Below are 21,074 nucleotides of genomic sequence, written 5' to 3' on the forward strand. Positions count from 1 at the left end.
TCTCATCACTTTCCTCCCCCCAGTTCCTGAAGCAACCTGACCAGCTCCTCCACCACTGCTTCCCTCCAAGGCGGGGGCCCCTGGGCCAGGGCGATCCGGCCCAGACGGAAGAGGCTTTGCCGCTCGGGATGGGCCAGAAGCCGGGGAAGCCATTCCCTGCCCTGCAAGCGCGCCCCCAGAAGGACCAAGAGCGCCATCCCCAAGGCCAGAAGCCATAACCACCCCCTGAGGCTCGCCCCCGTCCGCAGCCGATGGCGGTCCAGCCCAAACCCCTGCCCCTTCAGGTCCCTAAACCCCTCTTCAATCCACATCCGCCACCCATAGGGCGGCTCCCCCCCAAAAGGGCCCGAATAGGCCAGATACCAGGGATCCCGACCCCCTGGGTACACCAGGAGGGTGACTTCTACCCCCTCCCCACCGTGTCCGAAAAGGCGGACCTCCTCCCGCAGGGGGTGGACCACACGCTGGTAGCCCTCCTTCAGGGGAAGGCGCTTCCCCCCTTGGGGTTCCACCTCCCGGTTCTGCCGCAGGCGGATGAGGAAGCCCATGCCCCACCCCTGGAGCTTTCGCATCAGGGAGACCCGGTCAAAGCCGCGGTCCAGGAGGAAGAGGGGGGTATATCCCAGGTCCTGGACGGCGCGGCCCAGGCGGTGGAGGAACTCCTCCTCCACCCGGTTTTGACTGGGGAAAGGGGAGAGGGGGTGAAGAGCGAAGGCCACCACCAGGGCCCTTCCCTTGAGGGGAAGGGCGGCCACCAGGGCTTGGTGCCTACCGTCCTCTGTGAAGGTCCAGTCCACGATGAGGGGGAGGGGGCGGTCTTTGGGGAAACGAGGGACGAGGAGGGGGAGGAGGGCTTCGGTGAGGGCCCAGGGGTCTTGCAGGGTGGGGTGATGGAGGAAGCGCCAGAGGCGATTGAGGCGGCTTTGGGCCAGGGTGGGGAGGGGGGTTCTGCGGGCGAGGTCGGAGAGGGTGGGGTCCAGGGGGGTAGTGAGGAGGGTGGACAGGAAGAGGGCGAGGTTGGAGCGGATGGTTTTCCTGAGGGAGGCGAAGACCTTATGGACCCAGAGGGTGATAACTTGGGAAAGGGGGGTGGTGGGCGGCACACCTTACTTACCCCCCTCTTCTCTTCCCTTGTCAAGCCCCAGCCCTCAAAGTGATGAGAGCTCAGGGCCTTCCTCCTCTTGAACACGGGGGAAAAGCCCGTCCTCTCGGAAAGGGGCCTCCTTACCACGGTGGCCTGGAGCCTTGGGGGAAGGGCCACCTACGCCCTGGAGGGAAGCCTCTTCGTGGCGGGGGCGGCGGTGGGGTGGCTCAAGGAGGTGGGCCTCATCCGGGAAAGCGCCGAGGTGGAGGCCCTGGCGGAGGGCGTGGAGGACACGGGGGACGTCTACTTCGTCCCCGCCTTCACCGGGCTTGGCGCCCCCTACTGGGACCCCTACGCCCGGGGGGCCATCCTCGGCCTCACCCGGGGGACCACGCGGGCCCACCTGGCCCGGGCGGCCCTGGAGGGGGTGGCCTTTTCCGTGCGGGACGTGGTTTTGGCCATGGAGGAGGAGGCCGGGGTCCGGCTCAAGGTCCTCAAGGCGGACGGGGGCATGGCGCAAAACCGCCTCTTCCTCAAGCTCCAGGCGGACTTCCTCGGGGTGCCGGTGGCGGTGCCGGAGGTGACGGAGACCACCGCCTTGGGGGCGGCCCTCATGGCGGGGGTGGGGGTGGGGGCCCTCTCCTTGGCGGAGGTGCCCGCCCTCTGGCGGGAGGGGGGAAGGTTCCTCCCCACGATGCCCGAAGGGAGGCGGGAGGCCCTCTACCGGAGGTGGCGGGAGGCGGTGGAAAGGGCCAAGGGCTGGGCCAGGGAGGGGTAGTGGACCGGGAAGCCCTTTTTGAGCGGCTCAAGGAGCCCTTTGACCTCCTCATCCTGGGGGGCGGGGCCACGGGGGCCGGGGTCTTGTGGGAGGCCACGCTTAGGGGCCTGAAGGCCGCCCTGGTGGAGGCGGGGGACTTCGCCTCGGGGACGAGCTCCCGCTCCACCAAGCTCCTCCACGGGGGGGTGCGGTACCTGGAGCTCGCCTTCAGGCGCCTAGACCGCCGCCAGCTCAAGCTGGTGGTGGACGCCCTCCAGGAGCGCAAGGTGGTGATGGACCTTGCCCCCCACCTGGCCCGCCCCCTCACCCTCGTCACCCCCCTCTTCCGCCCCCTGGAGCTCCCTTACTACACCCTGGGCCTGAAGCTTTACGACCTCCTCGCCGGGAAGCGCCGCCTCGCCCCAAGCCGCTACCTTCCCCCGGAGGAGGTGGCGAGGCTCTTTCCGGACCTGCCAAAGACCCTAGGGGGCGTGGCCTACCAGGACGGGCAGTTCGCCGACTTCCGCTTAAACCTCGCCCTCATTCTCTCCGCCCTGGAGCGGGGGGCGGTGGCCCTGAACCACGCCGAGGCCAAGGCCCTCCTCCTGGAGGGGGGCAGGGTGCGGGGGGCGGTGGTGCGGGACGGGCTTTCGGGGAAGGAGGTGGAGGTCCGGGCCAAGGCGGTGGTGAACGCCACCGGGCCCCTCGCCGACCGGGTGCGCCGCCTCCTGGACCCCCACCTTCCCCCCCTCCTCACCCCCTCCAGCGGGGTCCACCTGGTTCTGGACTACCCCCTGGAGGCGGGCCTCCTCATCCCCAAGACCCGGGACGGCCGCGTCCTCTTCCTCCTCCCCTACCGGGGCATGGCCCTCCTCGGCACCACGGACCTCCCCGCCGAGCCCACCTCCTGCCCCCTTCCCCGGGAGGAGGAGGTGGCCTACCTCCTGGAGGAGATAAGGCCCTACCTGGGGGACGTTTCGGGCCGGGTGCGGGCGGTCTGGTCGGGCCTGAGGCCCCTGGTGGGGAAGGGGGAGACGAGGCTTCTGGTCCGGGACCACTACATAGAGGAGAGGCGGGGCCTCTACACCCTGGTGGGGGGAAAGTGGACCACCTTCCGCCTCATGGCCCTGGACCTGGTGGAGCGCCTCGCCGGGGACCTGGGCCTGGCCCTGCCGCCCTCCCAAAGCCACGCCACGCCCCTCCTCGGGGCGGGGCCGAGGCCGGGGCTTCCCTTGCCCGAGGAGACGGCCCGGCACCTCTGGGAGACCTACGGCGCCCTGGCCCCCGAGGTCCTGGCCCTGGGGGAGCGGCCCCTCCTCCCCGGGCTTCCCTACCTGGAGGGGGAGGTGGTCTGGGCGGTGCGGCGGGAGCTTGCCAGGAAGCCCCTGGACGTGCTGGCGCGGCGGATGGGCCTGGCCTTTCTGGACCAGAAGAAGGCCCGGGAGGCCCTGCCGAGGGTGGTGGAGCTCATGGCGCCCCTCTTGGGCTGGGGCGAGGAGGAGCGGGCCTTGCGCCTGAAGGAGGCCGAGGAGGGCCTTCTCGGGCTTTGCTGAGGCCCGGGATAATGGGCCCATGAAGGTCCTCATCCTCACCGTGGGCACCACCCGGGAACCCCTGGAGGTGGCCCTTTCCGAGCACGCCCCCCAGGGGGTGGTCTTCCTGGCGAGCCAGGCCTCCCACCCGGTGGCGGCGGAGCTCGTTCGGGACTATGGCGGGTCTTTCCGGCACCACACCCTCCTTCTGGAGGACGCGGAAAGCCTCATGGAGGCCTACCAGAAGGCCCTTCTCGCCCTGAGGAAGGCCCTGGAGTGGGAGGCCACGGCCATCGTCGCCGACCTCACCGGGGGCACCAAGCCCATGGCCGCGGGGCTCGTCCTCGCCCTCACGGGGCGGGGGGTGGTCTTCAGCTACGTGGGCGGGGAGGCCCGCGACCCCAGCACGGGCCGGGTCCTGGCCGGGAAGGAGCGGCTCAGGCTCCTGGAGGACCCCACGGCCCGGCTCGGCCTTAGGGAGTGGGCGGGCTTCACCCGGGCCTGGAACGCCTTGAACCTGGGCATGGCCCTCTCTGAGCTGGAAAGCCTCCTGAGGCGGGACCTCTCCCCTTCGGAGGCCCGCTTCTACGGGGCGATGAAGGGGGTGGTGGAGGGGCTCATGGAGTGGGACCGCTTCCGGCACCGGGAGGCCTGGGCGCGGCTTTCCGCCCACCTCCCCGTGGCCCTGGCGGTGGCCGAGGCCTGGGGGCACGGGGCCAAGGTGCGGGTCCTGAAGGGGCTGGAAGACCTCCTCCCCCACCTGAAGGGCATCGTGGAGGCCGGGGGGAGGCCCACCTTCCTCCTCCTCCAGGACCTCCTGGCCAACGCCGAGCGCCGGGCGGCCCTGGGCCGCTTTGACGACGCCCTGGCGAGGCTCTACCGGGCCCTGGAGCTCGCCGTGGAGGCGGACGTCCAGGAGCGGCTGGGCTTCGCCCTGAAGGACCCCAGGACCTGGCCCGAGGGCTTCCCCCAAAGCCTTAAGGAGCGCATCCTCAAGCCCCGGGGCCTCATGGACCTCCTGGACGCGGCCTTTGACCTGGACCTGGCTTTCGGCCAGCAGGGCACCCTGGCCCAGCGCCTCTACGGGGAGAAAAACCGCCTCCAGGCCCTCCTTCAGAAGCGGCACGGAAGCATCCTGGCCCACGGCACGAGGCCCGTGGGGGAGGAGGACTACGCCGCCCTGCGGGACTTCCTCATGGGGCTGGACGAGCGCCTGCGGCCCCTTCCCCCCTGGCCCCTCTTCTGATGACCCTCCACCTCACCCGCCAAGGGGCCACCCTGCGCCTGCGCCGGGGAAGGCTCCTTTTGGAGGAGGAAGGGGTGTTCGCTCCGCCCTGGCCCTTCTTGAGCGCCACCGCCTGCCTGAGGCCGAGGAGGTGGCCCAGGCCCTGGCCCGGGCCGAGGGGGCCTTGGGGCTTGAGCGCCTGCGGGGGGTGGAAGGGGAGGGGAGCCGGGCCTACTTCCGGGGCCTTGCCCGGCTCCTCGGCCCCTACGGCTTCGGGGGCCGCACCCGCAGGCCCCCCGCGGACCCGGTGAACGCCGCCCTCTCCTACGGGTACGCCCTCCTCCTGGGGAGGGTCCTGGTGGCGGTGCGCCTGGCGGGGCTCCACCCCGAGGTGGGCTTCCTCCACGCCGAGGGGCGGCGGAGCCCCGCCCTCGCTTTGGACCTCATGGAGGAGTTCCGGGTGCCCGCCGTGGACCAGGTGGTCCTCTCCGCCTTCCGGAGGGGGCACCTCACCCCGGCCCACGCCGAGGCGCGGGAGGGGGGCGTGTACCTGAACGAGGAGGGGCGGAGGCGGCTCATTGAGCTTGTGGAGGCGCGCCTTCTGGAGGAGGTGGCCCACCCCCTGGGGTTCCGCAAGCCCCTGGGGGAGCTGATAGAGCTCCAGGCCCAGCGGCTGAAGGGGGCCCTTTTGGGGCGGGGGGAGTACACGCCCTTTTACTTGCGGAGGCACTAGTAACTACACTTATGCGCGAAATTGCCGGGCGAAGGTACGTTAATCGCTTTCTCATTTACTAGTTTCCTTTTTCAAGGTCTTTTCCGCTCCAAAATAAACCCGGTCCACCGTTGCCCTGAGATGCTATAATGCCCTTGTCCGGACCTCCGGGCGGGGACCTTGAAAGCCAGTTTTCCCCTTGCCGAGGGCGAATATGCGTTTTCCCCTTCTCATCGCCCCTTTCTCCTGTGGCTTGCCATCGGCCCAAACCCCCGAAAACCCCCGTTATTCGCCGTGTGCATATTCCAAGCTTCATCTTTCTCACAAACCCCCCCTCTGGCGGTGCCGTCCAGGACGGGGTTCTGAGGGGGGTAGAGTTGCAAGAGCTTGAGCCCCGTAAGGGGATTGCGACCACTCCAGCGCAAGCTCGGGGACCATCGCTCCATTGACCGAGTTGCAAGAGCTTGAGCCCCGTAAGGGGATTGCGACCGCAGATATGCTGGGAGGCTGTCCAAGTCAGCTATATGAACGGTTGCAAGAGCTTGAGCCCCGTAAGGGGATTGCGACGGGCCGTCGCAAGGACGGCCCCGCCGATAACCCACCCGATGGGTTGCAAGAGCTTGAGCCCCGTAAGGGGATTGCGACCGTCTTCTTCCTCTTCGTCTTCTACGAGGAGTTGTTGAGTTGCAAGAGCTTGAGCCCCGTAAGGGGATTGCGACATGCGGTAGAACTCCCGGTAGCAAGCGCCACACAGCGCCGCAGTTGCAAGAGCTTGAGCCCCGTAAGGGGATTGCGACGACGATGTAGAAAGTGTCGTCCTGGGGGTCCGGGAGGCCCTGTTGCAAGAGCTTGAGCCCCGTAAGGGGATTGATACTGTCTTGCCTGTCAAGCCACCCCTTGGGCTGGCTGACCGGCGTAGTACTCCCTGAGCCGCCCCATCATCCGCCTGAGGAGCTTGTGGGCCACGGCCAAGAGCGCCTGCTTTTTTGTCTTCCCTCGGGAAAGCAAGCGGTGGTAGAAGGCCCGCATCTCTGGGTCGTGCCGCACCGCCACCAAAGCCCCCATGTAGAGCTTCCGCCGCAAAAGGGGAGGCCCCTTCCTGGAAAGCCGACCCCTCTCCACGCTCTTCCCCGACTCCTCCCGCTCGGGGATGAGCCCCGCGTAGGAGGCCGCCGCCTTCGCCCGGCCCCAAAGCTCTGGCGGCAGGAGGGCCAGCACCGCCGCCGCCACCTGGGGCCCCACCCCGGGCAGGCCCATCAGGACTTCCGCCTCGGGGAGGGCGGCGAGGAGGGCTTGACGGCCTTCGGGGGTGTTGGGGAAGCGGAGGCGGGTGGGTTTGGGGGAGTTGGAGACCAGGGCCAGGTCCAGGTGGGGTTTGCTGACGTCAATACCGGCGAAGGTCATGGGCTCTCTCCTTTTTGGTAAGCTGAGGGAGGTGGCCACCCGACCCCGTGGGCCTTCCATGTGGATGCGGTCTTGGACGACCGGGATACTGTGCGGCGGGGAGGCCGGGGCGGGTGGCTACCCATCAATCCCGCGGGCGTGGGTGCCCGGCAACCAGGGCGGTAGGGCCTCCCTCAGGGGGCAAGATACATGCGACCCCGGTAGCCGCCCATGCCGGGCAGGGCCTAGGTTTAGGGTTGCAAGAGCTTGAGCCCCGTAAGGGGATTGCGACAGGATTTCCAGGGCCTCCCGGAGGGCTTGCCTCTGGGCAGTTGCAAGAGCTTGAGCCCCGTAAGGGGATGGCCTCGGGCAGGGGGCCTGTATCTTTTTCCTAGGAGGCGTCCATGCAGGCCCCGGTGTACCTGTGCCTTCTGGGCAACGACCCGGCCCCCGCCTACCTGGGCTTGAAGGTGGTGGAGCGGGAGGCAGGAAGGGTGGCGAAGGCCGTTTTCTACTCCTTCCCGGCGTGGAACGAGGAGTACGGGAAAAAGCGCCAGGCCCTCTTCCGCTTCCTTTCCGAAAAGGGCGTCCTCTACGAGGAGAGGCCCCTGGAAAAGGGACTGGAAGAGGCGGAGGCCCGGGAGGTCTGGGTGAACCTCACGGGAGGGGCCAAGTACTGGGCGGTCCGGTTCCTCAGGCGCTGGCGGCGGCCTGGGGCCCGGGTCTTCCTCGTGGAGGGGCACCGCGTCCTCGAGGCACCCAGGGCGCTTTTCCTCTGGCCCCAGGAGAAGGAGCTTTCCCTAGAGGGGGAAGCCCTCACCCTGGAGGAGTACGCCAAGCTCTACCTGGAGCCCCAGGGGGAGGCTTGGGAGGGGGTTCGGGTTCCCCTGCCCGTGGCCTTCCCCCCTAGGGCCCAGGCGGCCCGCCTTCCCGGCCGGGAGGGCGGGGTGTTCGTGGTCCACCTGGGCCTTCCTTATTGGGTGCGGCCCCACCTGGGGGACGAGGCCAAGGACATGTCCCGGAAGGCCCTTTCCGCCTTCTCCGGTGAGGCCAAGCGTCTTGGGGGCCAGCTCTGCCTGCCCGTGGTGCCGTACCACAAGGCCCACCTCCGCTCCCGCCACCCTAGGGAGCAGGAAAACGTCCTCGCCCGCTGGAAAGCCTGGGCCCAGGAGTACGGGGTGTTCCTGGTGGACCCAAGCAGGCCTCTGGAGAAAGAGATGGCCCTCTACACCAAGGGGAAGACCCCCAAGAAGGCCTTGCCCCTGCCCCAGGAGGGGCCCCTTCTCCTGGCCCTGGTTTCCGAGCAGGCCGTTCCCCTCTACGCGGCCTACCTCTACGCCCGCCCCCGGGAGGTCTACCTCCTCACCACCCCCGAGATGGAAAGCCGCCTCCGGTGGGCGGAGGCCTTCTTCCGGAGCAAGGGGGCGCGGGTGCGCTGGAGCTTCGTCCCCGGCCCCTGGGCCCTGAGGGAGGTGCGGGACCTCCTGGCCCCCGTGGTGAGGGAGGCCCTGAGCAAGGGCTTCCCCGTGCATGCCAACCTGAACGGCGGGACCACGGCCATGGCCTTGGGCCTCTACCTGGCCCTGGGGGAGGGGGCCCAGGCCCACTACCTGGACGGGGATCGCCTCTTCCTTCTGGACGGGGGGGAGGCTGAGGTGCCCTGGGAGGAGGGGGCCCCGGAGGACCTTCTCGCCCTGAGGGGGTACCGCCTCGAGGGGAGCTACCCGGGGGCCCGCCCCGACCCCGGGCTCCTCGCCCTGGCCGAGGAAATCCTGGGACGGTGGGACGAGGTGCAGGCCTCCTGGAAGGCCTCGCCCTTGGTGCAGAGGTTCTTGCGCCTCTGGAGGAAGCGCTTCGGCCAAACCTTTTCAAAAGAGGAAGAGGAGAGCCTCAAGGGGCTTCCCCTGGAGTACGTGGTCTACAGCCACCTGAACGACTACCTGGCCCCAAGAGGGGGCCAGGCCCGCATAGGCGGGCACCTGGTGCCCCTGGGGGGCAACGAGGCCCTGGCCCCCCAGTACACGGAGGTGGACGGGGTCTTCTTCCACCGGGGTACCCTCTGGTTCGTGGAGTGCAAACCCACGGACGAGGGTCTTCGGGAGCGGGCCCTCCTCATGGGCGAGCTGGTGCGCTCCGTGGGTGGGGTGGGGGCCAGGGGGCTCATGGTGGCCCGGCGTTGGCGGGGAGCCCCGCCTCCGGCGAGCCCCAACCTGGTCTACATGGCCTTAGAGGGAGGCGAAGGCGTCCCCGGGGTCTACCGCTTCCCCCAGGATCTGGGCGAGGTCCTCTCACGGGATCCGGCGCCGCGGAAGGGCTAGGGCCCGCCTCTCCAGGGGCCTCCGGGGGAAGGGAAGGGTTTTCCAGGCCCCCGGGGGGCGCTCCTCGGCTTCCGGGGCCTTGGCCCTTTCCGGGGGGATGACCTCGGGGAAGGCCAGGGGGGTGGGCGGGTCGGGAGCTTCCAGGAAGGCCATCCTGGCCTTCCACTCCTCCCGGCTGTAAAACCCCTGGCGCTCCACGGCGGCGAGGAGCCGGGCCACGAGGGCCCTTCCCTCGGCGAAGGCCCAGGGGGGCACCTCGGCCCTATCGTGCAAGACGGCGTTCCTCAGCTCCACGAGCCGCCAAAGCCTCCCCCGGAGGGCCGGGCCGTCGGGGTGGCTCTGGAAGAAGGCCTCTACTGCCCCCGAGCGGAGCTTGGCCCCCAGGGTGTCCTCCTTGGGGGCCCCCAGGCGCTCCAAAAGCTCCTCCAGAAGGAGGACGAGGCGGATGAAGTCCCCCAAAGGGTCTCCGGTGCGCTGCCAGAGGGCTTCCATGGCGCTAGAGGAAGGGGCAGACCCGGGGGGTAGACCCGTACCCCACCAGCCTGCCCCCCGAGGCTTGAACGAGCTCTTCCCAAAAGGCCTTGATGGAGGTGGTGAGCCGGGCGTTGGCGTTGTTGTCGTTTCCCGCCGTGATCCCGGCGATGCAGACCTCCTGGTCCTTGAGGTTGGGCAGGCCCAGACGGGCCTTCACCCGCTGGAGGAGTCCTTGCCGCACCTCCGGCCTCTCCAGCTTGAGGCGGTAGTCGTAGAGGTTCATGAGCTCGGACTGCTCAAACCCGTGGGCCAGGACGAGGATGTGGCCGGGCTTCCGGGCCCGCTCCCCCGCCGCCTTCAGGGCCCCGATGATCTCCGTCCCCCGGCTGCACTCGGCGGCGGCCCGCTTGCGAAGCTCGTCAAAGGCCTTCAGCGCCTCCTTCTGGAAGGCCTTTTTGGCCTCCTCTAGCTGAAAGCGCGGGGTGGAGAGAGGGTTGGGCGTCTCCAGGACCCGGGCAGGGGCGGTGTAGCTCCTCCCGGTGATGGGGGCGAGGGTGAGGCGGACCTGGGTGTTGATCACCCTCCCCGTGACCCGGGGGAGGACCTCGTGGGCCAGCATCTCCCGGTAGCCGTTTTGCACGTGCCGGGGAGCGCTACACCCCAGGGCCACCAGGACCTGGTACTCCTCGGGCCCTCCCAGGAAGGGCAGGTTAAGGGCGAGGCTCAGGAGCCAGGCGGTCATGGGCGCTTTCCTGGGTGAGGGGGTCGCTGGGGGCCTCGAGGTCCAGGGGCGGGAGGGCGGGCCGGTTCAGGGGCGGGATGTGGCCCACGAACTCAGGGGCCGGGTCCCACTGGGGCCAGGCGCGGGCGAAGCCCCGCCAGTAGGCGGCCACGTTCTCCCGGTAGTGGGCGAGGAGGTGGTCCAAGGCGCGCTCCGCGTTGCGGTTTAGGGCCAAGAGGCGCTGCCAGACCCGCCTTTCCTTCTGGGCCGCGAGGAAGAGCCTGCGGAGGAGCACCTCCCGCTCGTGGGGGCTGCGGTAGCCCAGGTAGAAGGTGAGGCCCACCAGCAACAAGCCCACGGCCATCAGGGCCAGGAGACCGTAGACGGTGGGGGCGGGGCTCCCGTGGATGGCCGCCATACGCTGGGTCCAGGTGAAGCGCAAGGCGGCGAAGAGGATCACCACCAGAAGGGGAAGGATACCCAGGATAAGGCTCAGGGGCCTGAGCTCTCATCACTTTCCTCCCCCCAGTTCCTGAAGCAACCTGACCAGCTCCTCCACCACTGCTTCCCTCCAAGGCGGGGGCCCCTGGGCCAGGGCGATCCGGCCCAGACGGAAGAGGCTTTGCCGCTCGGGATGGGCCAGAAGCCGGGGAAGCCATTCCCTGCCCTGCAAGCGCGCCCCCAGAAGGACCAAGAGCGCCATCCCCAAGGCCAGAAGCCATAACCACCCCCTGAGGCTCGCCCCCGTCCGCAGCCGATGGCGGTCCAGCCCAAACCCCTGCCCCTTCAGGTCCCTAAACCCCTCTTCAATCCACATCCGCCACCCATAGGGCGGCTCCCCCCCAAAAGGGCCCGAATAGGCCAGATACCAGGGATCCCGACCCCCTGGGTACACCAGGAGGGTGACTTCTACCCCCTCCCCACCGTGTCCGAAAAGGCGGACCTCCTCCCGCAGGGGGTGGACCACACGCCGGTAGCCCTCCTTCAGGGGAAGGCGCTTCCCCCCTTGGGGTTCCACCTCCCGGTTCTGCCGCAGGCGGATGAGGAAGCCCATGCCCCACCCCTGGAGCTTTCGCATCAGGGAGACCCGGTCAAAGCCGCGGTCCAGGAGGAAGAGGGGGGTATATCCCAGGTCCTGGACGGCGCGGCCCAGGCGGTGGAGGAACTCCTCCTCCACCCGGTTTTGACTGGGGAAAGGGGAGAGGGGGTGAAGAGCGAAGGCCACCACCAGGGCCCTTCCCTTGAGGGGAAGGGCGGCCACCAGGGCTTGGTGCCTACCGTCCTCTGTGAAGGTCCAGTCCACGATGAGGGGGAGGGGGCGGTCTTTGGGGAAACGAGGGACGAGGAGGGGGAGGAGGGCTTCGGTGAGGGCCCAGGGGTCTTGCAGGGTGGGGTGATGGAGGAAGCGCCAGAGGCGATTGAGGCGGCTTTGGGCCAGGGTGGGGAGGGGGGTTCTGCGGGCGAGGTCGGAGAGGGTGGGGTCCAGGGGGGTAGTGAGGAGGGTGGACAGGAAGAGGGCGAGGTTGGAGCGGATGGTTTTCCTGAGGGAGGCGAAGACCTTATGGACCCAGAGGGTGATAACTTGGGAAAGGGGGGTGGTGGGCGGCACACCTTACTTACCCCCCTCTTCTCTTCCCTTGTCAAGCCCCAGCCCTCAAAGTGATGAGAGCTCAGGGCTCAGGGGCAGGTTGCCCTTGCGGTACTCGTTCCCGGCGGCGTGCCCCAGCCAGAACAGGGCGACGGTGGCCACGGCGCCGATGATGAAGGCCTCCAACTGGTTCATCTCCAGGGCGTCCATGGCCATCTTGTTGTAGTAGGCCTCCCCTAGGAAGACCAACCCCAGGAACCCGTAGCGCGCGGCGTACCCCCCGAACACCTCGGGGCTGGGCTCGTCCTGCCCCACCACCTTCTCCAGGGCCTTGCGCTGGTGGCGGACGAGGGCGAGCCGTTCCTCCAGCTTGGCCCGCCTGGCCAGATAGCGGCGCGCCACGCCCTCCATCCAGCGGCGGAACCACTCCTTGAGTTGCTCGGGGTAGGGGTTGGGGGTGAGGTAGGCGAGGCTCGCGTGCTTCCGGGAAAGGGCCTTTCCGTCCCGGCGTCCCACCCAGTAGGAACGCAGCACCCTGAAGCCGTTAAGCATGGGCTTCCTCCTTGATCTCGGGCAAAGGGAAGAGGCGGTCCAAGGCCTCCTCCATCTGGGCCAAGGCGGCGAGCCGGGCGGCCTTGAGGCGGGCCCGGCTCACGAGCTGGGCCACGGCCTGCCGGTGGGCCTCCTCCAAGCGGGCCATCTCCTGCTCTGCGTACCGGATGCGGAGCTCCTCCCGGGCCAGGGCAGGGCGGAGGACGGCCTCGGGGTAGCGGCCCTCCCTCTCCAGGCGCCTCAGGTGCTCCAGCACCCCCCGGTACTCCTGGAGGGCCCTTTCCAGGGGGGCTTTCTTCTTGGCGAGCTGGGCCTCGAGGGCCCTCACCTTCTTTCCCACCCCTTCCCTCAGCAGGACGAGCCGTGTCCGGGCTTCCTCAGGGCTCATGCGCCGCCAAAGCATAGCAAACCCCTATTCTCATTCTAGCCTGGCCGTTTCCATGTGGCATTTGCACGGGCACCTGTATACAGATTTCCCCCTTGCCCCGGCCCGTCCGCCCCTTATAATCCCCCTCAAAGAGGGGGCACCATGGAACACCTTCTCGCTATCGCCCTAGGCCCGGTCCAGGACTTCATCGCCACCGCCCGCAGGACCCGGGACCTCTACGCGGGAAGCCGCCTCCTCTCCGAGGCGGCCGCAGAGGCCGCAAGGGCCCTGCTCTCCGAGGTGGGGGCGGAGGGCCTCATCTTCCCCGCGCCCCAAGACCCAGAGGAGCTGAAAAAGCTTGCTGAGGCGGGCATTCCCAACGTCCTCCTGGTGCGGGTTCCGGAGGGAAAAGACCCCAAGGCCCTGGGAGAAAAGGCCCTGGAGGCCGCCCGGGCCCACCTCCGGGGGAGGGCGGAGGAGGTCTTCGCCCGCCGAAGGGAACACCTCCTTTGGGACGAGGCCCTGGCCCAGGTGGCAGACCTCCTGGAGGGCTACTACGCCTACCTTCCCTTGGAGGGGGACTATCCCCGGGCCCGGGAGCGGCTCATGGCCCTCCTGGCCGCCCGCAAGAACACCCGGGACTTCGCCCCCGTTTCCTGGGGGCGTGAGGCCTACAAGAGCTCCCTGGACGGGGCCCGGGAGAGCGTCCTCCGCCTGCCCCAAGGGGGAGCGGACCGCCTCCGGGTGCGGCTCGGCCTGCGCCCGGGGGAGTACCTCTCCGGCCCGGACCTCCTCAAGCGGTGGTGGGAGACCCCCCACGGCTTCCCCAGCACCACCCACATGGCGGCCTTGCCCTTTTGGGAAGGGGTCAGGCGGGCGGGCCTGGAAGGGGTCCTGAGGGAGGCCCTGGAGGAGCTTGGGGGCCTCGTGGGGGAGGAGGCGCGGGCGGAGGTCCACCACCCCGCCCTGTGGGACAGCCCCTTCGCGGAGTGGGACGTGCGCCTCCTCTACGAGAGCCGCCTCGAGGAGTTCCCCGCCCTCGCCGAGGACCCCGGGCTTCTGGAAGAGGCGCGGGCCCGCCTGAGGGCGCTTTGGCGGAGGCTTTCCTCCAAGGTGAGGGTGCCCCCGGGCGCCTACTACGCCCTTCTCCACGCCGACGGGGACCGGATGGGGGAGACCCTGGACGGCCTTCAGACCCCCGAGGCCCACCGCCGCTTCTCCAACGCCCTGGCCCTGGGGTTCGCCGCCCAGGTCAAGGAGCTCGTGGAGGCCCGCGGGGGCGGGCTGGTCTACTCCGGGGGGGACGACGTCTTGGCCCTTCTTCCCCTCCACAGGGCCCTCGAGGCCGCGAGGGCCCTGGCGGAGCGCTTCCGGGAGACCATGGCCCCCTTCGGCCGGGAGGGCCGGGCGCCGAGCCTCTCCGTGGGCCTGGCGGTGGTTCACCACCTGGAGCCTCTGCAGGACGCCCTGGACCTGGCCCGCCGGGCGGAGAAGCGGGCCAAGGAGGGTGAGCCCAAGCGCAACGCCCTCTGCGTGGCCTACAGCCCCCGCTCCGGGGCAGAGCGGATGGTCCGGGGCCGGTGGGACGAGGACCCCCCCCTTACCCGCCGCCTCCTCCGCTACGCCGACCTCCTGCGGGCGGGGGAGGTGCCCTCGAGGGCCGCCTACGAGCTTTGGAGCCTGGTGCAGGAAGTGGGGGAGGCCCTTCCCGGGGAGGCCCTGGCGGCCGAGGCCCTGCGGATCCTGGGGAGGAAGGAGATGAAGGGGGCCTACCGGGAGGAGCTTAAGGCCTGGCTCCGGACCGGGGAGGACGTGCGCCGCCTAGCGGAGGAGCTCCTCCTCGCCCGGCCCTTCGCCGAGGCCCTGGACCAGGCGGGCGTGCCCGTGGAGAGCCGGGAGGTGTGGGATGCTCATTGAGCCCAGAGACCCTTTGATCGCCCGGGACGGCAGGCCCTTCACCAATAGCCCCGGGGCCCGGGCGAGAAGCCTGCCCTTCCCCCTGCCCCAGACCCTGGCCGGGGCCTACCGCACCCGCCGCGCCCTCCTGGAGGGGCTTCCCCTCCCCGAGGGGGCGGAGGAGGTCCTCCGGTGGGGCCTCCGGGGGCCCCTCCTCGCCGAGGAGGGGGAAGGGGGGTGGCGGCTCATGGCGCCCCGGCCCCTGGACGCCCTAAAGCTCGGGGAGGCCGTCTACCCCCTCCGGCCCCTGGAGCCTCCCCAAGGGGCCGGGACCAACCTGCCGGAGGGGCTTTCCCCCGTGGGCCTTCCCAGCCCCGCCCTCAAGGAGAAGCCCGCCCCCTTGCCCGCCTTCTGGTACTGGGAGAGCTTTCTGGAGTGGCTCCTTCAGGACGCCCCGGCGGGTTTCGCCCCCGAGGGGCACGAGGGGCCCACCCCGGAGACGCGCACCCACGTGGCCCTGGACCCCGAGGTCCAGACCGCCCGGGAGGGGTTCCTCTTCCAGACCTCGGGGCTGGAGTTCGCCCGCGGGAGGCGCCGCCTCGCCCTGGTCCTGTGGCCCGAGGGGCCCGAGCTGGAAGGGGTCTTCCCCCTCGGGGGGGAGAGGCGCCTCGCCTTCTGGTGGAAGGGCGGGCCCGGGGTTCCCCCCCTGCCCGAGGAGGTGGTGGCGGGGCTTCTCCGCCACCGGGCGGCCCGCCTCGTCTTCCTCACCCCCGCCTTCTTGGGGGAGGCTTACCTCCCCAAGGGGAGGGCTTTCCTGGGGGCTTCCGTGGTGGCCGCGGTGGTGGGGAGGCCGCTTGCGGTCTCGGGCTGGAACCTGAAGGAGGGGAAGCCCAAGCCGAGCCGCCGGGCCGTGCCCGCGGGGAGCGTCTACTTCGTCCGGCTCCCGGAAGCCTGGGGGGAAGGGGAGGTCCGGGATTGGGCGGGGAAGGTCTGGTTCCGGAACCTCTCCGAGGAGGAGCAGGACCGGCGGGACGGGTTCGGCCTGGCGGCTCTGGGCCTTTGGGACGGGAAGCTCAGGCGCTGGGAGGAGGCATGAGAAGGGCGTTTCAGGAGGCGTTTTCGCCGAGGCGCAAGGAGGAGGGAGGGGCCCTGGCGCGCCGGGACGGGGCGCAGGTCCTCACCTGGGAGCGCATCTACACGCTGCTCACCCCCCTCTTCGGGGGCGGGGTGGAGCCCAGGGAGGCGGACCCGGTGAGCGTGGTCCGGGCCACGGCGGTGCGGGGGCACCTCCGCTTCTGGTGGCGGGCCCTGAGGGGCTGGCGGGCAGGGGGTTCGCCGGAGAGGCTTTGGGAGCTGGAGTCCGCCTTGTTCGGCCACGCGGGGGAAGGCGGGGCCTCGCCCTTGAGCGTGGAGGTGGAGGTTCTGGAGAGGGGCCAGGAGGCCTACCCGTTCACGGACGTTCCCGGAAAGAAGTTCCCCCAGGCCAACCGGGAGGTGGCCCATCCCTACCTGGCCTTCCCCCTGCGGCGCACGGAGCAGGACCCCAGGAACTACCCCGTGCGCGTGGGCGTGGCCTTCCGCCTCCGCCTCCGCTTCCCCGAAAGGGCGGGGGGGTTGGACCTGAGGGAAGAGCTCGAGGCCGCCCTCTGGGCCTGGGAGACCTTCGGGGGGATCGGGGCCCGGACCCGGAGGGGCTTTGGCGCCCTCCTGCCCCAAGGGGTCAGGCCCCCCACGGAGGGGGAGGTCCGGGAAAGGCTTCGCCGCTACAGCCGCGAGGCAGGGTGGCCCGAAGGGGTGCCCCACCTCACCCCAAAAAGCCTCGTGCGGGTGGTGCCCCTTTCCTGGAGGGAGCTCGCCGAGCGCTACCAGGCTTTCCGCCAGGCCCGTCCCGGAGGGAACTCCAAAAGCCCGGGCCGCTCCTACTGGCCCGAGCCCGACGAGGTGCGGCGCCTCACGGGGCGGCACGCCCCCAACCACCCGCCCAGGCACCCCGTGCGCAAGTTCCCCCGGGCCCACTTCGGCCTGCCCATCATCTTCCACTTCAAGGACAAGGGAGACCCCTCCGACACCACCCTCCAGCTCGAGGAGGCCGAGCGCCGGGCGAGCCCCCTCCTCTTCCGCCCCCTGGGGGAAGGGCAGAGGCCTTGCCTGGTGGCGGTCCTCGAGGGAGCCAGGTTTCCCGGAGGAAAGCTGATCTTGGAGGATAAGAGGAACGGCCGCACTTGGGACGTGGACCCCTGGCTCACCCCCGTGGAGGCCCGGGGAATCCGGGTGCTTGGGGGTGAGGTGGACCCCGTCTTGGCCTTCGTGAAAAGCTTATAGGAAGGAGGTTCCGGAATGAGCCACGCCGCGCTTCTTTTCCTGCACGCCCTCTCCCCCCTGCACGCGGGGACGGGGCAGGGCATCGGGGCCATAGACCTGCCCATCGCCCGGGAGAAGGCCACGGGCATCCCCTACCTCCCGGGAAGCTCCCTCAAGGGGGTGCTCCGGGACCGGGCTTCCGCCTGGGACAAGGACACCCTCTTCGCCGTCTTCGGGCCCGACACGGAAAGCGCCTCGGAGCACGCCGGGGCGGTGCAGGTGGGGGACGCCAAGCTCCTCCTCCTCCCCGTGCGGAGCCTCTACGGCGTCTTCGCCCTGGTGACGAGCCCCTACCTCCTGGAGCGCTTCCGCAGGGAGGCGGGGATGGCGGGCCTTCAGGTCCCTGGGGTTCCCCAGGTCCCAGACGCCGAGCACGCCCTTCTCGCCCCGGGCTCCCGGGTCCTGGGGGATGGGGGCAAGGCCTACCTCGAGGACCTGGACCTTAAAGCCCGGGAGGAGACGGGGGCCAGGGCCTGGGAAGACTGGCTTGCCGAGCGCACGGAGGCCCCGGTCCAGGGGAGGCTCGCCGTGGTGCACGACGACCTCATGGGCTTCCTCCTGGAGACGGCCACGGAGGTGGTGGCCCGCATCCGCCTGGACGACGAGACCAAGACCGTGGCCAAGGGGGCCCTCTGGTACGAGGAAAGCCTCCCCGCGGAAAGCCTCCTCTACGCCCTGGTGCGGGCCGACCGCTCCTTCCGCAAGGGGAAGGAGCTTCCCCCGGAGAGCGTCTGGGGTCTCTTCCGGGGCGTCTTGGAGGAGGGCGGGGGGGTGCTCCAGCTTGGGGGCAAGGCCACCGTGGGCCGGGGGCTCTGCCGCATCGTGGTGGGGAGGTAGGCCGTGCGCACCCGCTCGCAGGTGTGGGCCCAGAAGGCCTACGAGAAGGTCCGGGAGGCGGCCAGGGGCGAGGGCCGGGGCGAGTACCGGGACATGGCCCTAAAGCTTCCCGTCCTGGTGCGCCAGGCGGGGCTTTCCCAGGCCCTGGCCTTCGTGGACTCCCGGGGGAAGGACGCCCACAGGGCCCTGGGGAACCACCTGGCCCAGGTGCTGGGCTACCGGGACCTTCGGGAGTTGGCGGAGGCGGCTCGCCAGGCCGAGCTCCTCCAGTACCTTCGCCTCACCCGGGAGGTCCTGGCCGTGGCGGAGTGGTTCAAGCGCTTCGCCCAGGCCCTCATAGAGGAGTAGCCATGGGCCGCCGATCCGCGCTTGAGGGCGTCCGCCTCCCCCAGGGGAAAGAGCCTCACCGGGGCCTTTGGCTGGACAAGTTCTTGAGGTCGGCGAGGCGGGAGGACACCGAGGCCAAGCGGGTTCTGGTCCGGGAGGCGGCGGGGGTCCCCGAACCCGGGGAGTACCGGGCGTTTTTCGGACGGTACCGCAAGGCCCTGGAGGCCCTGGGGGCCGAGCTCCGCCAGGCCAGGACCCTCTCCCGCCTGGCGGTGGGCTTGGGTGGGGAAGGGGTGCTGGAGACGGCCCTCACCCTTCAACGCGCCTACGGGGTGCCCTACATCCCGGGCTCGGCCCTCAAGGGCCTGGCGAGCCGCTACGCCCACCTCTACCTGGAGGGCGAGGCTTGGCGGCGCGACCTGGCCCGCTTCCAGCGGGGCGAGGCCCAGGCGGGGCTTTTCGGCACCACGGAGGAGCAGGGCCTGGTGGTCTTCTGGGACGCCCTCCCCCTTCCCGGGAAGTGGAAGCTCCACCCCGACATTCTGAACCCCCACCACCCCGACTACTACGGGAGCGGGGAGGCTCCCCCCGCGGACTGGGACAGCCCCGTCCCGGTCCCCTTCCTCTCCGTCACGGGCACCTTCCTCCTCGCCCTCTCCCCGGCCCCCGGGGTTTCTCCCGAGGAAGCCGGGCCCTGGCTTCGGGCCGCCTGGCGCATCCTCGCCTGGGCCTTGAGGGAGGAGGGGGTGGGGGCCAAGACCTCCTCGGGGTACGGGCGCATGGCCCTGGAGGAGCCCGTGTCCCAAGGGGAAAAGCCCCCGGCGCCAGGGCCGAGCCCGGTCCTCCAGGACCTCCTCACCCGGGCCCGCGCCCTCTCCTACAAGGAGGTGCCCCGCTTCCTGGCCGCCCAGGCGGAGGCCATCCTAGGCCTCTCGGCGGAGGAGGCCGAGGCCCTTCGCCGGGCCCTGGAGGAGCGGGGCTTCCTCCGCAACCTGGCCGACCTTAAGCGCTGGCGCAAGGAGCACCCCGGTCTGGAAGGGGTCCTGGCCAAGCTGGGCCTTTTGGCCTAGCCTTCCGCTCCCCGGGAGAGGTGGGCTTCCAGAAGGGCCTGCGTCCGGGCGCAAACCTTCTCTATCGCCTCCTTGAGGCGCCCGGTGCGGGCGGGGTTTTCCCGCATGGCCGCGTGGGCCACGTCGTTGCGCAGGTCGGCGGTCTCCTCCCAGAGGGAGATCAAGGGAAGGGCCTGGGGGTCTTTCGCGGCGGACTTCTTGTTCTTGGTTTTGGTGCTGAGCCACCTTTCCGCCACCTCGCGCTCTTCCAGGGGGTCCCAGCCCTTCTGGAGGCAGGCGAGGGTTACCAGGAGCTCCCGGGCGAGGGCGATGGCCTGGGCGTACCTCCGGGTCTGGAGGAGGAGGCGCATCATCTCCCCCTGAGCCTTAAGGCCTTCGGGGCTGAAGGGGTCCTCCGCGGCCAGAGGGTGGTACCGTTCCCGGATCCTATCCAAAAGGGTCCCCAGAGGCCTGGAGCGGGGCAGCTGGGCCACGTCCTGGGCGGCGGCTCCCAGGTGCTTCAGGAGCTCCTTGGCCGACTCCAGGGTTTCCTTCACCCGGAGGAGGTCCAGGGCGTCCTCCACCCTGTCCAGGGCTTCCCCTACGCTGGAGAGTTTTTTCGCCTTGGGGCCATCCACCTGGTAGCTTTGCCGGTGAATCTCCCTCAGCAGCTCCCGCAGGTGCAACCCCTCCCCGTGCTCCAGGAGGTCGCGGGTCGCCTGGGTCCACTCCGTTAGGGTCAGGAAGGGGGTGAGGTCAAAGAAGGCCGCCTCCCGGGTTCCTGGGTCGTAAAAGCCGTACAGGATGCGGCGCACCTTCACCCCCTTGGTGGCCTGCAAGAAGTGCAGGACCGCGAGGGCGAGGATGGGTTGGGAGCGAAAGCCGTGGGAGACGTCCATGATGAGCTCCGCTCCCTCGGGTACGTTGTCCACGATGGTGTTGAAGATCTCCCAGAGCTCTTCTTCGGTGTGCCCCGAGGGGATGGGCACGGGCTCGTACTCCACCCGCTCTCTCAGGGACGCTCCGTGCTTTGCCTCCGCCTCCTTGGTCATCAGGACCTTTAAAGCGTACCCTTCCTCCTGGTAGCGGCGCAGGATGGCTTCCTGCGTGTAGGGCGTCTCGTACTCCTCGCCGTCCAGCGGGTACTTGGCGGGCTGGTAGTTGCCCGTTCCCAGAAAGGAAAGAATGAGCCTCCGGGAGTCCATGGCTTTCCCCCTTTGGGGGTTAAGCTTACCGCGTCCCCACCCGGCGGCCAAGGTGGGCCTTGGGGGCGGGAGGGGTACGCGCCCCTTTACTTGCGGAAGCACTAGTAACTACATCTATGCGCGAAATTGCCGGGCGAAGGTACGTTAATCGCTTTCTCATTTACTAGTTTCCTTTTTCAAGGTCTTTTCCGCTCCAAAATAAACCCGGTCCACCGTTGCCCTGAGATGCTATAATGCCCTTGTCCGGACCTCCGGGCGGGGACCTTGAAAGCCAGTTTTCCCCTTGCCGAGGGCGAATATGCGTTTTCCCCTTCTCATCGCCCCTTTCTCCTGTGGCTTGCCATCGGCCCAAACCCCCGAAAACCCCCGTTATTCGCCGTGTGCATATTCCAAGCTTCATCTTTCTCACAAACCCCCCCTCTGGCGGTGCCGTCCAGGACGGGGTTCTGAGGGGGGTAGAGTTGCAAGAGCTTGAGCCCCGTAAGGGGATTGCGACGGTGGCGGTGAAGCCGAGCAGCCGCTTCCCGTCCTCGATGGGTTGCAAGAGCTTGAGCCCCGTAAGGGGATTGCGACACGATCTCTTCAGCGGGCACTTTTTCGGCCCAAGCGGTTATGTTGCAAGAGCTTGAGCCCCGTAAGGGGATTGCGACCCCCCTCCACAAGAGGCGGGGAGATTGGGCGTCCAA

At 69.4% G+C, this 21,074-nt stretch carries 19 protein-coding genes, 1 pseudogene and 2 CRISPR repeat arrays (1 of these 22 cut by a window edge); of the genes and pseudogenes, 11 read left to right on the forward strand and 9 right to left on the reverse strand.

Features of this window, described 5'->3' with window-relative positions; all coding sequences use genetic code 11:
* Positions 1–5: 5 nt before the first annotated feature.
* Positions 6–1,103 carry an IS4 family transposase gene (locus TthTMY_RS04230; protein ID WP_096410490.1) on the reverse strand — a complete coding sequence of 366 codons (1,098 nt, stop codon included), beginning with the start codon at positions 1,101–1,103 and terminating at the stop codon, positions 6–8.
* 66 nt (positions 1,104–1,169) lie between these two features.
* Here TthTMY_RS04230 and TthTMY_RS11825 point away from each other — a divergent pair.
* From TthTMY_RS11825 to cas1, 4 genes and pseudogenes are all read left to right on the forward strand, one after another.
* Positions 1,170–1,862 (forward strand): annotated as a pseudogene (locus TthTMY_RS11825) (FGGY family carbohydrate kinase); the annotation flags it as partial.
* The gene (locus tag TthTMY_RS04240) at positions 1,862–3,394 is read left to right on the forward strand and encodes a glycerol-3-phosphate dehydrogenase/oxidase (protein WP_223903452.1); all 1,533 of its coding nucleotides are present in this window, start codon (positions 1,862–1,864) and stop codon (positions 3,392–3,394) included. The pseudogene TthTMY_RS11825 and the gene TthTMY_RS04240, both read left to right, overlap by 1 nt.
* 19 nt (positions 3,395–3,413) lie before the next feature.
* Positions 3,414–4,619: a TIGR02710 family CRISPR-associated CARF protein gene (locus TthTMY_RS04245; protein ID WP_223903453.1), complete on the forward strand. Its 1,206-nt coding sequence runs from the start codon at positions 3,414–3,416 to the stop codon at positions 4,617–4,619.
* 130 nt (positions 4,620–4,749) lie between these two features.
* Complete coding sequence (gene cas1, locus TthTMY_RS04250; RefSeq protein ID WP_223903454.1) at positions 4,750–5,331, forward strand: CRISPR-associated endonuclease Cas1; 582 nt, start codon at positions 4,750–4,752, stop codon at positions 5,329–5,331.
* 355 nt (positions 5,332–5,686) lie between these two features.
* Positions 5,687–6,185: a CRISPR direct-repeat array (repeat unit 36 nt; unit sequence GTTGCAAGAGCTTGAGCCCCGTAAGGGGATTGCGAC).
* 10 nt (positions 6,186–6,195) lie between these two features.
* Here the strand turns inward: cas1 and TthTMY_RS04255 are convergent.
* The gene (locus tag TthTMY_RS04255; RefSeq protein WP_223903455.1) at positions 6,196–6,714 is read right to left on the reverse strand and encodes a transposase; all 519 of its coding nucleotides are present in this window, start codon (positions 6,712–6,714) and stop codon (positions 6,196–6,198) included.
* Between the two features lie 383 nt (positions 6,715–7,097).
* Between TthTMY_RS04255 and TthTMY_RS04260 the strand changes: the two genes are divergently transcribed.
* Entirely contained in the window at positions 7,098–9,011 is a 1,914-nt protein-coding gene (locus TthTMY_RS04260) for a hypothetical protein (RefSeq protein ID WP_223903456.1), read from the forward strand.
* On the opposite strand, the gene TthTMY_RS04265 is transcribed toward TthTMY_RS04260, so the two are convergent.
* The 6 genes from TthTMY_RS04265 to TthTMY_RS04290 are packed head-to-tail and all read right to left on the reverse strand — an operon-like array spanning position 8,982 to position 12,749.
* The gene (locus TthTMY_RS04265) at positions 8,982–9,503 is read right to left on the reverse strand and encodes a hypothetical protein (protein WP_223903457.1); all 522 of its coding nucleotides are present in this window, start codon (positions 9,501–9,503) and stop codon (positions 8,982–8,984) included. The genes TthTMY_RS04260 and TthTMY_RS04265 overlap by 30 nt on opposite strands.
* Positions 9,504–9,507: 4 nt before the next feature.
* On the reverse strand, positions 9,508–10,227 hold the full coding sequence (locus tag TthTMY_RS04270; RefSeq protein ID WP_223903458.1) for a hypothetical protein: 720 nt from the start codon (positions 10,225–10,227) through the stop codon (positions 9,508–9,510).
* On the reverse strand, positions 10,196–10,669 hold the full coding sequence (locus tag TthTMY_RS04275) for a hypothetical protein (protein WP_223903459.1): 474 nt from the start codon (positions 10,667–10,669) through the stop codon (positions 10,196–10,198). The genes TthTMY_RS04270 and TthTMY_RS04275 overlap by 32 nt, the downstream gene beginning before the upstream one ends.
* A gap of 48 nt (positions 10,670–10,717) precedes the next feature.
* On the reverse strand, positions 10,718–11,815 hold the full coding sequence (locus TthTMY_RS04280) for an IS4 family transposase (RefSeq protein ID WP_096410480.1): 1,098 nt from the start codon (positions 11,813–11,815) through the stop codon (positions 10,718–10,720).
* 45 nt (positions 11,816–11,860) lie between these two features.
* Entirely contained in the window at positions 11,861–12,346 is a 486-nt protein-coding gene (locus TthTMY_RS04285) for a hypothetical protein (protein WP_223903460.1), read from the reverse strand.
* Positions 12,339–12,749, reverse strand: coding sequence for a hypothetical protein (locus TthTMY_RS04290; protein ID WP_096412792.1), 411 nt, complete (start codon positions 12,747–12,749; stop codon positions 12,339–12,341). The genes TthTMY_RS04285 and TthTMY_RS04290 overlap by 8 nt, the downstream gene beginning before the upstream one ends.
* Positions 12,750–12,875: 126 nt before the next feature.
* On the opposite strand from TthTMY_RS04290, the gene cas10 reads away from it, so the two are divergent.
* The 6 genes from cas10 to cmr6 are packed head-to-tail and all read left to right on the forward strand — an operon-like array spanning position 12,876 to position 19,204.
* Positions 12,876–14,630, forward strand: a complete 1,755-nt coding sequence (cas10, locus tag TthTMY_RS04295; protein ID WP_096412794.1) for a type III-B CRISPR-associated protein Cas10/Cmr2 — start codon at positions 12,876–12,878, stop codon at positions 14,628–14,630.
* Positions 14,620–15,705, forward strand: coding sequence for a type III-B CRISPR module-associated protein Cmr3 (locus TthTMY_RS04300; protein ID WP_223903461.1), 1,086 nt, complete (start codon positions 14,620–14,622; stop codon positions 15,703–15,705). Before cas10 ends, TthTMY_RS04300 begins: the two co-directional genes overlap by 11 nt.
* Positions 15,702–16,931: a type III-B CRISPR module RAMP protein Cmr1 gene (gene cmr1 / locus TthTMY_RS04305; protein WP_096412797.1), complete on the forward strand. Its 1,230-nt coding sequence runs from the start codon at positions 15,702–15,704 to the stop codon at positions 16,929–16,931. The genes TthTMY_RS04300 and cmr1 overlap by 4 nt, the downstream gene beginning before the upstream one ends.
* A 15-nt stretch (positions 16,932–16,946) precedes the next feature.
* Complete coding sequence (gene cmr4, locus TthTMY_RS04310; RefSeq protein ID WP_096412800.1) at positions 16,947–17,807, forward strand: type III-B CRISPR module RAMP protein Cmr4; 861 nt, start codon at positions 16,947–16,949, stop codon at positions 17,805–17,807.
* A gap of 3 nt (positions 17,808–17,810) precedes the next feature.
* Complete coding sequence (cmr5, locus tag TthTMY_RS04315; RefSeq protein ID WP_096412803.1) at positions 17,811–18,155, forward strand: type III-B CRISPR module-associated protein Cmr5; 345 nt, start codon at positions 17,811–17,813, stop codon at positions 18,153–18,155.
* 2 nt (positions 18,156–18,157) lie between these two features.
* Complete coding sequence (gene cmr6 / locus TthTMY_RS04320) at positions 18,158–19,204, forward strand: type III-B CRISPR module RAMP protein Cmr6 (RefSeq protein ID WP_096412806.1); 1,047 nt, start codon at positions 18,158–18,160, stop codon at positions 19,202–19,204.
* Here the strand turns inward: cmr6 and csx2 are convergent.
* Positions 19,201–20,388 carry a TIGR02221 family CRISPR-associated protein gene (gene csx2, locus TthTMY_RS04325; RefSeq protein WP_096412810.1) on the reverse strand — a complete coding sequence of 396 codons (1,188 nt, stop codon included), beginning with the start codon at positions 20,386–20,388 and terminating at the stop codon, positions 19,201–19,203. The two genes, cmr6 and csx2, sit on opposite strands and share 4 nt — an antisense overlap.
* Before the next feature lie 460 nt (positions 20,389–20,848).
* Positions 20,849–21,074: direct repeats of the CRISPR family, unit length 36 nt; unit sequence GTTGCAAGAGCTTGAGCCCCGTAAGGGGATTGCGAC (it continues 1,556 nt past the right edge of the window).

It is taken from the genome of Thermus thermophilus, assembly GCF_019974155.1.
In the GTDB taxonomy this organism is placed as follows: Bacteria; Deinococcota; Deinococci; order Deinococcales; family Thermaceae; genus Thermus; species Thermus thermophilus_C.